This is a genomic window from Bradyrhizobium erythrophlei (assembly GCF_042430365.1).
In the GTDB taxonomy this organism is placed as follows: Bacteria; Pseudomonadota; Alphaproteobacteria; order Rhizobiales; family Xanthobacteraceae; genus Bradyrhizobium; species Bradyrhizobium erythrophlei.
This window is the reverse complement of sequence record NZ_JBHMET010000196.1, coordinates 1-13,225: the sequence shown is the minus strand read 5'-3', so window position 1 is coordinate 13,225 and position 13,225 is coordinate 1. Positions and strand designations below refer to the sequence as shown.

At 64.8% G+C, this 13,225-nt stretch carries 16 protein-coding genes; 9 read left to right on the top strand and 7 right to left on the bottom strand.

Annotation, left to right across the window (positions count from 1 at the left end; all coding sequences use genetic code 11):
* Window positions 1-57: 57 nt before the first annotated feature.
* On the bottom strand, window positions 58-831 hold the full coding sequence (locus ACFFWD_RS28300) for an IclR family transcriptional regulator (RefSeq protein ID WP_376970854.1): 774 nt from the start codon (window positions 829-831) through the stop codon (window positions 58-60).
* Window positions 832-1,101: 270 nt separating this feature from the next.
* Between ACFFWD_RS28300 and ACFFWD_RS28295 the strand changes: the two genes are divergently transcribed.
* The 4 genes from ACFFWD_RS28295 (at window position 1,102) to ACFFWD_RS28280 (ending at window position 4,351) form a co-directional block, all read left to right on the top strand.
* A complete protein-coding gene (locus tag ACFFWD_RS28295; protein WP_376970852.1) occupies window positions 1,102-1,995 on the top strand; it encodes a polysaccharide deacetylase family protein in 894 nt (297 codons plus the stop codon).
* Entirely contained in the window at window positions 1,992-3,005 is a 1,014-nt protein-coding gene (locus ACFFWD_RS28290; protein WP_376970850.1) for an asparaginase, read from the top strand. The genes ACFFWD_RS28295 and ACFFWD_RS28290 overlap by 4 nt, the downstream gene beginning before the upstream one ends.
* An 81-nt stretch (window positions 3,006-3,086) precedes the next feature.
* Window positions 3,087-3,596, top strand: a complete 510-nt coding sequence (locus tag ACFFWD_RS28285) for an MFS transporter (protein WP_376970848.1) — start codon at window positions 3,087-3,089, stop codon at window positions 3,594-3,596.
* Between the two features lie 17 nt (window positions 3,597-3,613).
* Complete coding sequence (locus ACFFWD_RS28280; protein WP_376970846.1) at window positions 3,614-4,351, top strand: MFS transporter; 738 nt, start codon at window positions 3,614-3,616, stop codon at window positions 4,349-4,351.
* Here the strand turns inward: ACFFWD_RS28280 and ACFFWD_RS28275 are convergent.
* The 3 genes from ACFFWD_RS28275 to ACFFWD_RS28265 form a co-directional block, all read right to left on the bottom strand.
* Window positions 4,341-5,279: an aldo/keto reductase gene (locus tag ACFFWD_RS28275; protein WP_376970844.1), complete on the bottom strand. Its 939-nt coding sequence runs from the start codon at window positions 5,277-5,279 to the stop codon at window positions 4,341-4,343. The genes ACFFWD_RS28280 and ACFFWD_RS28275 overlap by 11 nt on opposite strands.
* A gap of 360 nt (window positions 5,280-5,639) precedes the next feature.
* On the bottom strand, window positions 5,640-6,101 hold the full coding sequence (locus tag ACFFWD_RS28270) for a GNAT family N-acetyltransferase (protein ID WP_376970842.1): 462 nt from the start codon (window positions 6,099-6,101) through the stop codon (window positions 5,640-5,642).
* A 93-nt stretch (window positions 6,102-6,194) separates the two neighbouring features.
* Window positions 6,195-7,010, bottom strand: a complete 816-nt coding sequence (locus ACFFWD_RS28265; protein ID WP_376970840.1) for a PAS-domain containing protein — start codon at window positions 7,008-7,010, stop codon at window positions 6,195-6,197.
* A 205-nt stretch (window positions 7,011-7,215) separates the two neighbouring features.
* Between ACFFWD_RS28265 and ACFFWD_RS28260 the strand changes: the two genes are divergently transcribed.
* Complete coding sequence (locus ACFFWD_RS28260; protein WP_376970838.1) at window positions 7,216-7,569, top strand: DMT family protein; 354 nt, start codon at window positions 7,216-7,218, stop codon at window positions 7,567-7,569.
* Window positions 7,570-7,590: 21 nt separating this feature from the next.
* Here the strand turns inward: ACFFWD_RS28260 and ACFFWD_RS28255 are convergent, their stop codons facing one another.
* The 3 genes from ACFFWD_RS28255 to ACFFWD_RS28245 all read right to left on the bottom strand — a co-directional run bounded on the left by ACFFWD_RS28255 (window position 7,591) and on the right by ACFFWD_RS28245 (window position 8,785).
* Window positions 7,591-7,728, bottom strand: a complete 138-nt coding sequence (locus ACFFWD_RS28255; RefSeq protein ID WP_376970836.1) for a hypothetical protein — start codon at window positions 7,726-7,728, stop codon at window positions 7,591-7,593.
* Between the two features lie 63 nt (window positions 7,729-7,791).
* Complete coding sequence (locus ACFFWD_RS28250; RefSeq protein ID WP_376970834.1) at window positions 7,792-7,968, bottom strand: hypothetical protein; 177 nt, start codon at window positions 7,966-7,968, stop codon at window positions 7,792-7,794.
* A gap of 163 nt (window positions 7,969-8,131) precedes the next feature.
* The gene (locus tag ACFFWD_RS28245; protein ID WP_376971038.1) at window positions 8,132-8,785 is read right to left on the bottom strand and encodes a glutathione S-transferase family protein; all 654 of its coding nucleotides are present in this window, start codon (window positions 8,783-8,785) and stop codon (window positions 8,132-8,134) included.
* A gap of 539 nt (window positions 8,786-9,324) precedes the next feature.
* On the opposite strand from ACFFWD_RS28245, the gene ACFFWD_RS28240 reads away from it, so the two are divergent.
* The 4 genes from ACFFWD_RS28240 (at window position 9,325) to ACFFWD_RS45320 (ending at window position 13,119) form a co-directional block, all read left to right on the top strand.
* Window positions 9,325-10,527: a pyridoxal phosphate-dependent aminotransferase gene (locus tag ACFFWD_RS28240; RefSeq protein WP_376970832.1), complete on the top strand. Its 1,203-nt coding sequence runs from the start codon at window positions 9,325-9,327 to the stop codon at window positions 10,525-10,527.
* A 246-nt stretch (window positions 10,528-10,773) separates the two neighbouring features.
* Window positions 10,774-11,289: a DUF992 domain-containing protein gene (locus ACFFWD_RS28235; protein ID WP_376970830.1), complete on the top strand. Its 516-nt coding sequence runs from the start codon at window positions 10,774-10,776 to the stop codon at window positions 11,287-11,289.
* A 239-nt stretch (window positions 11,290-11,528) separates the two neighbouring features.
* Window positions 11,529-12,350, top strand: coding sequence for a reverse transcriptase domain-containing protein (locus ACFFWD_RS28230; RefSeq protein WP_474796805.1), 822 nt, complete (start codon window positions 11,529-11,531; stop codon window positions 12,348-12,350).
* Entirely contained in the window at window positions 12,322-13,119 is a 798-nt protein-coding gene (locus ACFFWD_RS45320) for a group II intron maturase-specific domain-containing protein (protein ID WP_474796804.1), read from the top strand. The genes ACFFWD_RS28230 and ACFFWD_RS45320 overlap by 29 nt, the downstream gene beginning before the upstream one ends.
* The last annotated feature ends 106 nt before the right edge of the window (window positions 13,120-13,225 follow it).

Here is a 13,225-nt window from a genome sequence, read left to right as displayed (position 1 = left end):
TCTTTGTTTGAGCATGATCTTTTCGGAAAACCGCTACACACTTTTCCGGATCATGCTCTAGTGCGCGCAGACGAAGCCGGAGACGTCGTCCGCAGCCTTCCTGAGATCCGATAGCAGCAGGGCGACCCGCGCGGCGGTCATGCGCTCGCTGGTGGACGCGACCGCCACTGCGGCGATGGCGGCGCCCGCGCGATCCATTACCGGAAGGCCGACGGCGGTGACGCCGGGCACGGCGCGATTACCAATCAGCGCATAGCCGTTCTGGCGAGCCATCCGCCGCAGCCGGTGCAGTTCGTCCGCACTCACGTCGCCATAGGCACGCAGCCTCGGTTCGATATCGCTGACCACGTCCGCCGCGTCCTCGTCGCTCAGCGCGGCAAGCAGTGCGAGACCGCCCGCGGTGATCCCCAGGGGATGACGTGCGCCGAGCGGCACCGACGGCGTCTGGATCGGAAATGTGCCCTGCACGCGATCGACGCAAACGCTGTCGTTGGCGCTGCGAACGAACAGAAAGGACGTGTCGCCGGTGCGCTCGGCCAGTTGCTGCAGGATCGGTCGGCAACACTCATGCATGGTCAGCGCGCGCGCCGATACGAGCCCAAGTTCCAACGCGAAGGTGCCGACGACGTAGCGCCGGGAGCCATTCTCGCGGGCCAGCAGGCCTTCATCGACCAGCGCCTTCAGGAGGCGATGCACCGTGGGGCGCGGCAGCGCCATCGTCTCGGCGATGTCGGAGAGCCGGATGCCTTTGCCGTGGCGGTTGGCCACCAAGCGCAATGCGCGCATCGCGCGGGATACCGTCTGCGTTCCGGACATCGCGGTTGTCGACATGGATGCTCCCCCGGGGGGCTGCGCAGAAATCCGCACATTGATATTTCAATATGTAGAATTATTGTCGCCGGAAGGCAAATTATCCGTCGCAATTCGGGTTCGAAGCGCGAGAAGGTGGCTCGATTGCAGGCCATTCTCAGTCAAAAGTTCCACTTATTGAAATAATCTTGTCGAGGGTATCGTGAATTTTGACCTCGCCGATCGCTTTGCGTATCGTTTTCAGTATTCCATTTAGTGGAACAAATCTCGGTTGACTCGCAGGATTTTGTCATGAGCAACGATTGGCCCCGTATCCCTGTCCGGGACCGCGTTCCCTACAACCCGATCGTCGGCCGCCGCTTTCGGTTGCCCAACGACGCGCGCGTCGCGGTTTGGACGATCGTCAATGTCGAGAACTGGGATGCGGCCGGTGCCATGCCGCGCAATGTGCTGTCGCCGCCAATGGGGCAGCCGCTGCTGCCCGATATCCCGAACTGGGCCTGGCACGAATACGGCATGCGCGTCGGATTCTGGCGCTTCGTGGATGTGCTGGCTGCGCGCGGCCTCAAGGCGTCCTTCGCCGTGAACGCATCGGCGATCTCGGCCTATCCCGCCGCCTGCGAGGCCGCGCGCGCTGCCGGATGGGACTTCATCGGCCACGGCTTCGTGCAGGGACCGATGCATGCGGTCGCCGATCAGCGCGAAGCGATCCGTCAGACGATCGAGACAATCCGCGGCTTCACCGGCAGGCCGGTGCGTGGCTGGGAGAGTCCGGGCCTGACGGAGACCGACGACACCGTCGATCTCCTGGCCGAGGCCGGCATCGAATATGTCGCCGACTGGGTGCTGGACGACCAGCCGGTCGCGATCAAGACGCGCAGCGGCAACATCGTCTCCGTGCCCTACACGGTCGAGGTCAACGACGTTGTGCTGTCGGCGATCCAGCAGCAGCCGTCGGACGCCATCCTGCAGCGAGGCCGCGACCAGTTCGACCGCCTCTATCAGGAAGGAGCGACGGTGCCGCGCGTCATGGCGATCAGCATCCATCCCTATCTCACAGGGGTCCCGCACCGCATTCGCTATCTCGAAGCCCTCTACGATCACATCCTTGCCCATGACGGCGTCCTGATGTGCACCGGCGCCGAGATCCTCGACATTTTCCGCAACCAGGCGAACGACCGATGACGCGGCCCCGCATCCTGCTGATCTCAACCGGTGGCACCATCACCATGACCCGCCGCGCGGGGAGCGGCATCGCGCCGACGCTCACTGCGGAGGATCTGGTGAGCGCGAATCCGGAACTGGCTGCCATCGCCGACCTCGACGTCGTCACGTTCTCGACCAAGCCGGGCGCCTCGCTGACTTTGCCGGATCTCATCAAGATCGCCGTGCTGATTGATCGACATCTTGCGACAGGGCATGCCGGTGCGGTCGTGGTGCAGGGAACCGACACGATTGAGGAGAGCGCGTTCGTGCTGGACCTGCTGGTGCAGTCGGATCGGCCGGTCGTGGTGACCGGCGCGATGCGGGGCGCCGGCGCGCCGGGCGCCGACGGCCCGGCCAATTTGCTCGCGGCCGTCACCACCGCCGCGTCGGGGGCGATGGCGGGCCTGGGCACGATGGTCGTCCTCAACGATGAAATTCACGCTGCGCGATATGTGACCAAGGGCGACACCTCGCGACCGGATGCATTCGTTTCGCCCGCGACGGGGCTGCTCGGTCGCATCGCCGAAGGCGAGGTGCTTCGGTTGTTTGGCGTCGAACGGATGCGGCCGCTGCAACGGCCGGTCGATGCATCGGATGTCCCGGTCGCGCTGATGCGAATTGGAATAGGCGACGACGGCCGGATGCTCGGCGCGCTCGCGGGCCTCGGCTATCGTGGCGCGGTGATCGAGGCCATGGGCGCCGGGCATGTGCCGGACATCCTCGCGCCGCTGATCGAAAGTCTCGCCGATCGAATGCCGGTCATCCTTGCGAGCCGGACCGGGGCGGGTCCGGTATTTACCCGCACCTACGGTTTCGCCGGCTCCGAGATTGATCTGATCCGGCGTGGCGCGATCCCCGGCGGTTTCCTGAACGGGGTCAAGGCGCGGCTGCTCCTGCAACTCCTTCTCGCACTCGGCCTCGGCGGGGACGAACTCGCACGCGCCTACGCGATGCGGTCCGGTCCGCGCGGCGGTGCCGCGAAAGCCTAGCCCCATTGTCATCCAGAGCGGGTTCGCGTCGACCTGCACCGGGTCCGCTGCAACGCAATCGAACCGAAAGGTCTAACCGCCATGTCCAACATCAAGCCCACATCGCTCGCCACCAAGGCCGGAGACGGCCGCGGAAGGATCGCGCTCGCGATGTTCGTCGTGCTGCTGCTGTCCTATGTCGTGAATGCGATGGACCGGCAGCTGTTCTCCGTGCTGGCGAGTGATGTGCGCAAGGCGCTCAACCTTTCGCTGCCCGAGATCGGTCTGGCCTCCACCATCTTCACGCTCGGTATGGGTGTTGCGGGCATCCCGACCGGCTATCTGCTGCAAAAGCTGTCGCGGCGGAGCGTCACGATCCTTGGCCTCGTGATCTTCTCGGTCGCGACCTTTCTCACGGCTTACGCCACCGGCATGCCCGACCTCCTGGTCTATCGCTTCGTCTCAGGGCTCGGTGAGGCAATGCAGCTGACTGCGATCCTCGCCGTCGGCACCACCTACTTCTTGAACCACCGCGCAATGGCGGCCAGCTCGCTGAACTTCGCGTTCGGCATCGGCGCGATCGCCGGCCCAATATCGGTGCCGCGATCCTGAACTCCACCCATTGGCAGATGCCGTTCATCGTGTTCGGCATCGCCGGCATCCCGGCGCTCATTCTGATCCTCGTCTGCGTGCGGAGTTGGTTCAGCGAAGCCGGCACAGCGGAGCAGGACGGGATCACCGCACGCGACGAGGATGCGGCATCGTCCAGCCTGTGGTCGGCCCAGCCGCTGCTGCTCGCTGCGGCTACCGTGTTTGCCGGCCTCGCGATCTATGGCTACCTCGGGCTTTATCCGACCTATCTGCGCGAATCCGTCGGCTTCACGCCGAAGGAAGCCGCGCTCGCCGTGAGCTGCTACGGCTTTGGCGCGCTGGCGTCGCTGATCGGCGGCTGGTGCGGTGACCGCTTTGACTACCGCAAGCTGCTGCTGGTCTCGCTGTTGATCGCCGCGGCCTCGGGCGGCTTGCTGTTCACCGAGCTCGAGCGCTCGCTCACGCTGCACATGGCGCTCTCCTTCGTGTTCGGCGTGACCATCAGCGGCATGGTCTATGCCAACCTGTCCGCCGGCATCATCAAGTCGGTGACACGAAGCAAGGCCGCACAGGCCTCCGGCCTGTTCGTCGCGGCGCTGTACATTCCGGCGGCCTTCGCCGGATACCTGCTCGGGCTGCTCAAGACCGAGCTGGGCTGGACGCCGGCGGGCGCGCTGCAGCTCTCCGGATGCGCGATCATCGCCGCGCTTCTGTGTCTGTCGGCGCGGCGGTCATACGCCCCTTCCGCAGCGCCGGCAGCGAACGCTACCTCGTGATCCGGTCGATCTCCGCCATCTCGTCGGCGGAAAGCTTCCAGCTGATCGCCTTGACGTTCTGCTCGACCTGCTCGACGCGGGTGGCGCCGGCGATCACGCTTGCGACTTGCGGGCGCGCGGCGAGCCAGGAGAAGGCGAGCTCGAGCATGGTGTGGCCGCGTTCTTTCGCGAACACCTGCAGCTTCTCGACGATGTCCTCGTTGCGCGGCGTGGCATAGCGGTCGCGCAGCGCGGGCGCCTTGGCGAAGCGGGTGTCGGCGGGCGCTTCGGCGCCGCGCTGGTATTTGCCGGTGAGGAGACCGCTGGCGAGCGGGAAGAACGGCAACAGGCCGAGATTGTATTGCTGCGCGGCGGGCAACAGGTCCTTCTCGATGTCGCGCACCACGAGGCTGTATTCGTCCTGGCAGGAGACGAAGCGGTTGACGTTCATCGCGCGCGCGACGTGCTCGGCTTCGGCGATGCGCCAGGCCGGGAAGTTCGAATTGCCGATGTAGCGCACCTTGCCCTGGCGGACGAGGTCGTCGAGCGCACGCAGCGTCTCGTCGATCGGCGTCAAGGAATCGTAATCGTGCTGCTGGTAGAGATCGATGTAATCGGTCTTCAGCCGCGTCAGGCTCGCTTCGACCGCCGACATGATGTAGCGGCGCGAGGCGCCCTGCTTGGTGCCGTCGGTCGCCATCGGCTTGGCATATTTGGTCGCCAGCACGATGTCCTTGCGGCGGTCGCCGAGCACGGTGCCGAGCACGGTCTCCGAGCCGCCCATGCCTGCATAGATGTCGGCGGTGTCGAACAGGGTGATGCCGAGATCGATCGCCTTGTGGATCACCTTGCGCGAGGTTTCCAGATCAGTGCGTTGGCCGAAATTGTTGCAACCGATTCCGACGGCGGACACGCGCAGGCCGGAGCCGCCGAGATTACGAATTTCCATGAGACAATCCTGTGGGATAGGCGAGATACGGCGCACATTGTGGCGCGCGGGCCGGGGGCCGGCAAGGTGCCGACCTAGAGCTTCGGTTCTGATTAAATCAGAACCGAAGCTCTAGACTCTTGTTTTGACGCGTTTTCTTCACGCGAACCGGTATCCACTTCGCTCGAAAACGCTCTACCGCCGATGATGCATGGCAATGCCGCAAAAAAAGCGGCCCCGGTCAGACGCGGCGACTGACGGGGACCGCTCGGGGCGCGAGATCTGAGACGGGGGGCCTGATCTTACGCAGGGAAAGGCTAACCGGGATTTGTAACGTCCCGGTGACATCGGGGGTTTTCCACAACCACGCCGAGGATCCCTTCAGAGGACCTTGCGATAGATCAGGAAGCCCGGCTTCTCGGCGACCTTGTCGTAGAGCTGCATCGCGGTGTGGTTGGTCTCGTGCGTCTGCCAGTAGACCCGCGGCGATCCCGCAAGCCTCGCCTGCGCATAGACGCCGTTGATCAGGGCGCGGCCGACGCCCTTGCCGCGCGCCGCCTGGCTGGCGAAGAGATCCTGCAAATAGCAGAGCGGCTCGATCGCCGTGGTCGAGCGGTGAAACAGATAGTGCGTGAGTCCGAGCAATTCGCCGCCCTGCTCGGCGACCAGCGCATGCACCGGCTCATAGGCGTCGAAGAAGCGCGACCATGTCATCGCCGTGATCTCGGGCGCGAGCGCCGTCGGACCGGACCGTCCGTAGAACGCGTTGTAGCCGTCCCACAGGGGAAGCCACCGGGCGTAGTCCTGCCGGGTGACGAAGCGGATGGTGACGTCGTCGGACATGAGGCGATCCTGCGTTGAGCGACATGCGCGTGCGTTGCGCCGGACACTTCTATCGTCGGGATCGGGTCGGATCAATTGTCGAGACGCGGGCCGTCACTCGGCCGCGCGCAGGTGCCGTGCCAGATTGCGCACGCTGCCGCCGCGCAGCGAGCGATAGTACTCGGCATTGGCCGGATCGTCGGTGTGGCGAACGAGGTCGGTCACCGGCGTGTAGCTCAGCATGCGCCCGCCGTCGGGCAGCGCAGTGCAGCTGAAGCGCAGCACCTCGCCGCCGGCGAGGTTGATGTTGATCGGCGTGGAATCGCCGGCGCGCATCTTCTCGGTGCGCTCCGCGATGAACGCGCCGAGCTCGTCCTCCGGCAACTCCCAAGCCCCGGTGTCGCGGCCGTGATACATCAGCGCGATGAAGGGCGGCTTGGAATCGGCCTGCGCGTCCGACAGCGCGAAATAGTCGCGGAAGGCGCGGTTGATGAACTCGGCGCGGGTGTCGGAATCCAGGAGCACGATGCCGATGTCGACCTGGTCGAGCGCGGCCTCAAGCCGCGCCGCGGTCGCATGGTGCTCCTGCTCGGCGGCGAAGGCGTCGATCCACTTATGCCGCAGCAATCCGGTGATGACGGCGGTGCCGGCGGCGGTCGCCGCCAGCATCAGCATCCGCGCGACGTCGTGGGTGTCGAAGCCGGGCGTTGTGCGGTGGTCGAGGAAGAACAGTGCCGAGGACACCACCGCGATCGCGGCGCTGATCAGCCCGGAGGTGATGCCGCTGATCGAGCTCGCGAGCGCCACGATGCAGACGAACAGCGGCGCGGGATTGGGCATGGTGATCAGGAAGCGGTCGACAACGAAGGCAATCAGCGCCGTGGTCGCCGTCAGAGCCGGACCTGAGATTGCACGCCAGTCGAACCGCATCGTCGTTCTCGTTGCCTGTCGGACAATAGGGCCGCAGTTTGACGACAGGTTTGCAACATTGCCGGCATTTCCGCCGTGAGCGTTAAGCGCCTGTTGCGTGATGCGCGCGAGCTTTCGCAGCATTCAATTCAAATGATATGCAGATCGGCGTGAAACCGGGGTCTTTGCGCCGACGTTGGCGCGCGCCCCTTGCAAGAGGACATCGATGCCCGCCATCTCGCCGTCGCTCACGCCGATCCTGATGCTGTTTGCCTCCAACGTCTTCATGACCTTCGCCTGGTACGGCCATCTCAAATTCAAGGATCATTCGCTCCCGCTCGTCATCCTCGTGAGCTGGGGCATCGCCTTCTTTGAATACTGGCTCGCGGTGCCGGCCAATCGCTGGGGCAGCGCGGTCTATACCGCGGCGCAGCTCAAGACCATACAGGAGGTGATCACGCTGGTCGTGTTCGCCGGCTTCTCGGTGCTGTATCTGAAGGAGCCGCTGGGCTGGAATCACGCGCTGGGCTTTGCGTTCATCGCCGTCGGCGCGTTCCTGATCTTCCACAAATGGGGATGAAGTCCGGCCGCAGCCGGCAGCTCACCTGGCCGGCGTTAGGATCCGCGGCGGCCACGCACGGTCCTCGCCGCGCGTTCCGGTCACGATCAACAGCGACGCGGCGAGCAGGATCGCCACCGTCAACGTCACGGTCACAAGTCCGACGGGTGTCTTCATCATCTCAGAGCCGCGATGTCTCCACCGCGCCCTTGTCGCCAAAGGTGCTAACCGAAAAGCGGTGAACTATGTCGGGATCGGCATCGCCATGGTGACCTTGCTCGAGAGCACCGTCAGCGTGACGACGACGCAAAGGGTCAGCGCACAAAACGCGAGCGACGCGGCGATCGCGTGTGTCAGCCGGGAAGACGCGACGGGAGCCGCGAGGCCCTGGAAGCCGGCGGTGCCGGACGACCGTGTCATGGTCTAAATCCTTCAAGGCGCGGGCGAATCACCCGCGACGAGCGGAAATTTGCAAATCGTCGCCGGCAATATTGCGGCGGCCGCGGCGCGGAATATGGCAAAACCGCGGCGAATGCGGGGGTTTTGCCCGCTATTTGGGCGGTTTTCCCGCTATCCCCGTTGTTCAGACGCCGGCGGCGACGGTAGCGGGGTCTTCGATCTCGCTCCCGGGCCGCCAGTCCATGCCGACGAAGCCCTCGGTGTGCTCCACCCGTTTCAGCCAGGCGCGGATCGACGGAAACGTCGCAAGGTCGAAGTCGCAGCGGTCGGCGACGTGGGTGTAGCCGTACAGCGCGATGTCGGCGACCGTGAGCTGGTCGGCGGCAAAGTAGGTGTGGCTCTTGAGGTGGTTTTCCATCACCTGCAGCGCCGCGTAGCCGCGCTCCATCCAGTCCTCCAGCGCGTGCGTCTGCAGGTCACGCCCGCCCTTGACCAGCGACAGCCAGAAATAGGCGGCGCCGATGTTCGGCTCCAGCGCATGCTGCTCGAAGAACATCCACTGCAGTGCTTCGGCGCGCTCGATCCGCGATTCCGGCGACAGCGACGTTGCGGCGGCGACGTACCAGAGGATGGCGTTGGACTCGGCGAGGAAGCGGCCGTCCTCGACCTCGAGCAGCGGCACCTGTCCGCTCGGGTTCTTGGCGAGGAATTCCGGCGTGCGGCTCTCGCCGCGCAGGATGTCGACCTCGATCGCTTGGTACGGCGTATTCAGCACGGCCAGCGCCAGGCGAACCTTGTAACTGTTGCCGGAGCGCTGCATCGAATAGAGCTTGTACATTGCGTCGGGGTTCACTCGATCGATCGGGAATCTGCGCGGCCTGTCACGCCGCAGCGCGCCTAAACAATGATGCCGATAGGGGTGCGTCGCAAGCCCCGCAACGTGGAAAAAGTCGAAACCTCTACCGCACTGCACGCGTGCAGAACGATTCTATTCACACACGACACCAACTCGGATCACGCTTGCGCGACCCTTCTGCGCGAGGCCGGCAACGCCATCTGCGGTCCGGTTGTGTTGGTCGCTGCACGCGCGCCGTGGTCGCGTCGATTCTTGCCGGTGCGATCGTCCCGGCGGCGGCCATTGTCCTCGGAGCAATTGCGTGCGCGAGCGCGTCTCGGCTCGCATTCGGGCGCGATCTGCGACCTTGCCGGATATGAGCAATTCAGCCTCGGAACTTTAGGAATGTTGCGTGTTAACGCGAAAGTTCTGGCCTTTCGCGCCAAGCTTCTTGCGATGCAGCGGCGACCGGCCTAGGGTGCTGCGATCCCATCCAGATAGAGTCGTGGCGAGTTGCTCACGACGTTTGCCAGGAGATGATGATGGCCTTCCTGTCCGCTGCGCTTGACCGTGTGAAGCCGTCCGCGACGATCGCGGTCACGGACAAAGCACGCGCGTTGAAAGCCGCGGGTCGCAACGTCATCGGCCTCGGCGCCGGCGAGCCGGACTTCGACACGCCCGCCAACATCAAGCTGGCGGCGATCCATGCGATCGAGGCCGGCAAGACCAAGTACACCGATGTCGGCGGCATTCCGGAGCTGAAGGACGCCATCATCAACAAGTTCCAGCGCGAGAACGGCCTGGCCTACAAGCCGAACCAGATCATTGTCGGCACCGGTGGCAAGCAGGTGCTGTACAACGCGCTGATGGCGACCATCAATCCGGGCGACGAGGTGATCATTCCCGCGCCGTACTGGGTCAGCTATCCCGAAATGGTGGCGCTCGCCGGCGGCGAGTCGGTGCCGGTCGTGTGCCCGGCCTCGACCGGCTTCAAGCTGCGCCCCGAGGATCTCGAGAGGGCGATCACGCCGAAGACCAAGTGGGTCATCCTGTGCTCGCCGTCGAACCCGACCGGCGCCGCCTACACGCGTGCCGAGCTGAAGGCGATCACCGACGTGCTGGTGAAGCATCCGCATGTCTGGGTGATGACCGACGACATGTACGAGCATCTCGTCTATGACGACTTCGTCTTCTCCACGGCGGCGCAGGTCGAGCCCGCGCTCTACGACCGCACGCTGACCGTGAACGGCGTCTCGAAGGCCTATTGCATGACCGGCTGGCGCATCGGCTATGCTGGCGGTCCGGCACCGCTGATCAAGGCGATGGCGACGATCCAGTCGCAGTCGACCTCGAACCCGTCGTCGATCTCGCAGTGGGCCTCTGTCGAGGCGCTGAACGGTCCGCAGGACTTCATCCCGGCGAACAACAAGGTGTTCAAGGAGCGCCGCGACCTCGTGGTGTCGATGCTCAACCAGGCGAACGGTATCGAATGCCCGCGGCCGGAGGGGGCATTCTACGTCTATCCGTCCTGCGCCGGCACCATCGGCAAGAAGGCGCCGTCGGGCAACGTGATCGGCAACGACGAGGTCTTCGTCACCGAGCTGCTGGAGAGCGAGGGCGTTGCCGTGGTGCAGGGGTCGGCATTCGGCCTCGGGCCGGCGTTCCGCATCTCCTACGCCACCAAGACCTCGGATCTCGAGGATGCCTGCAAGCGCATCCAGCGCTTCTGCGGCAATTTGCGCTAGTTCGCTTTCAAACAACTCGTTCGCTTTCGAACAAGAACATCGTTCCCGCATCTGATGCGGGAACGATGTCGTGCGCGTTGCGATCGAGCGCGACGGAAAAATGACGTGTCAAATCACAACCTGATCAGGTCGTCTGCGTCACACGCTGGAAGTTTTTACGGCGTCTTTGCGAGCCTGCCTTGTTTTGGACACGACCCTTCCTTTCTGTCCGCCGCGCAATTTCAGTTCATCTGCGGAGACAGACCAATGCGACTTTCGACACTTACCCTCGCCACGCTCGCGCTGCTGGCGCCGATCGCCACCGCCAACGCGGCGCCTCAGCTTCAGGCCGGGGTCCTGCAATGCCAGGGCGGCGAGAATGTCGGCTTCGTCGTCGGCTCCGTCACCCACCTCGAATGCGTGTTCCAGAGCGGCAACCGCCGGCCCGAGCCCTATATCGCGACCGTGCGCCGCGTCGGCCTCGACCTTGGCGTCACCGCGCAGACGCAGCTCGCCTGGGCGGTGAGCGCGCCGACCACGCAGCTCCCGCGCGGTGCGCTCGCCGGCAGCTACGGCGGCGTCGGCCTGAACGCATCGGTCGGCCTTGGCGCCGGCGGTAACTTCCTGTTCGGCGGTCCGAACAACGCCTACGCGCTGCAGCCGATCAGCGTGCAGGGCCAGACCGGCCTCAACGTCGCGGCGGGCATCGCCGGGATCGACCTCGAGCCGGTCCGCCACGGCGGCCCGCGCCGGCACCATCACCGCCGGCATCACCGCCACTGAGCGAAAGCCGGGGTTTTTGAATGGGAGAGGCTCGCGAACGCGGGCCTCTCTTTTTTGTGTGCCGAGTATGAACGACAGCTTGGAGGTGGAAGTCCTCTATCCAGCCTGATGGTGGCGAAGGATTAGCAAAGCGCAAGGGCGTCACCGCGAGGTGGGGTCTGAAGAAAGCGTGGAGCAAAGCCGCGGTCCGATGGACAAGAACCGGATAACGAGGCCTACCCGGCCGGACGAGCGGGCAAATGAACGCGAAGTCCAGAACCATCAAAAGCCGGGGTGGTAAATCCGGCGGGCGTGCGGCGAAGGCGGTCGGTCTTACCTCGGGAGGTCTGCACTGTGTCCCGGCAACGGGACTGAGACCGCCGCAAGGTGGCCTGACCGCAGCGCAGAAGTCAGCCGAGGGCATAGTAGGCGGCAGCGCGCCGCCGAAGGCCCGAACGGTGGAAGTGGTTAGTAGAGCGGTCGATCTCGCGCGAGCCATGCGGCAGAAGAATCAGGTTGAGCTGAACTCGGACACCGGAGCGAAGGGTGAAGCCCCAAGCGCCGCCGTCCGAGAGACCGAAGCAAGCGCGGCGACGGCCAGTCTTGAACGCCCGGCGGTCGCAGGGCCGTCGATGGAAGCAGTGGTCGAGCGTGAGAATCTGAAGACAGCGTTGGCGCAAGTGAAGCGCAACAAGGGCGCGGCAGGCGTCGATGGGATGACCGTCAACGAACTGCCGGCCCACCTGAAAGAGCACTGGCTCACGATCCGAGCTCAGCTGCTTGACGGCACCTACAAGCCGCAGCCGGTGCGGCGGGTCGAGATACCGAAGGCGTCGGGCGGCCTGCGGCCGCTCGGCATCCCGACGGTGCTCGACCGCGTCGTCCAGCAGGCGGTGATGCAGGTGCTGCAGGCGGACTGGGACGGGACGTTCTCCGAAACGAGCTTCGGCTTCCGGCCGGGGCGTTCGGCGCATCAGGCGGTGGAACGGGCGCAGGCGTATATCGCGTCCGGGCACGCCGCCGTCGTGGACATCGATCTACCACGACGTCCTGATGGGGCTGGTTGCCAAACGGGTCGCTGACAAGCGTCTCCTGAAGCTCATCCGCGGATTCTTGAATGCGGGTGCGACGGAGGGAGGGCTGGTCAGTCCGACGGAAGAGGGCATGCCGCAAGGTGGTCCGCTCTCGCCGCTGTTGTCGAATCTGATGCTGGATGAGCTGGACAAGGAACTGGAGAAGCGCGGCCACCGCTTTGTGCGTTATGCCGATGACTGCAACATCTATGTGCGCAGTCAGCGAGCGGGCGAACGGGTGCTGGCCGGCATCGAGAAGTTCCTCGAAAAGCGCCTCAAGCTCAAGATCAACAGGGCCAAGAGCGCGGTCGCCAAACCGAGCGTTCGCAAGTTCCTGGGCTTCAGCTTTACTGGCGGGACGGGGCCGCGGCGTCGCATTGCGCCGCAGGCGCTCGCCCGCTTCAAAGCGAAAGTTCGGGAGCTGACTCGGCGCACGCGTGGTCGAAGCCTTGCGCAGATTGTCAAAGAGTTGTCCGTCTATCTGATCGGATGGCGCGGCTACTTCGGCTTCTGCCAAACCCCGTCAGTGTTGCGCGCGCTTGATCCATGGCTCAGGCGGCGGTTGCGCGCCATCGCCTGGAAACAATGGAAGCGTGGATCCGCTCGTTTTGCCGAGCTGCGACGCCGTGGCGTCGGCCGGGACCTGGCGGCAACCGCTGCTGGCAGCCCGCATGGCCCTTGGCGGCTCGCGAACAGTCCCGCGCTCACCATCGCCATGCCAATCGCGTTCTTCAGGTCACTCGGCTTGGCTTCCGTCGCGGCGCTGCGGACCGCATAATCCACTGAACCGCCGGATACGGACCCGTATGTCCGGTGGTGTGGGAGTTGCGCCTTGCAAGCGCGTTGAAGTCTGCCGTCTGCGATGACGGCCGCGGCAAAGCCTA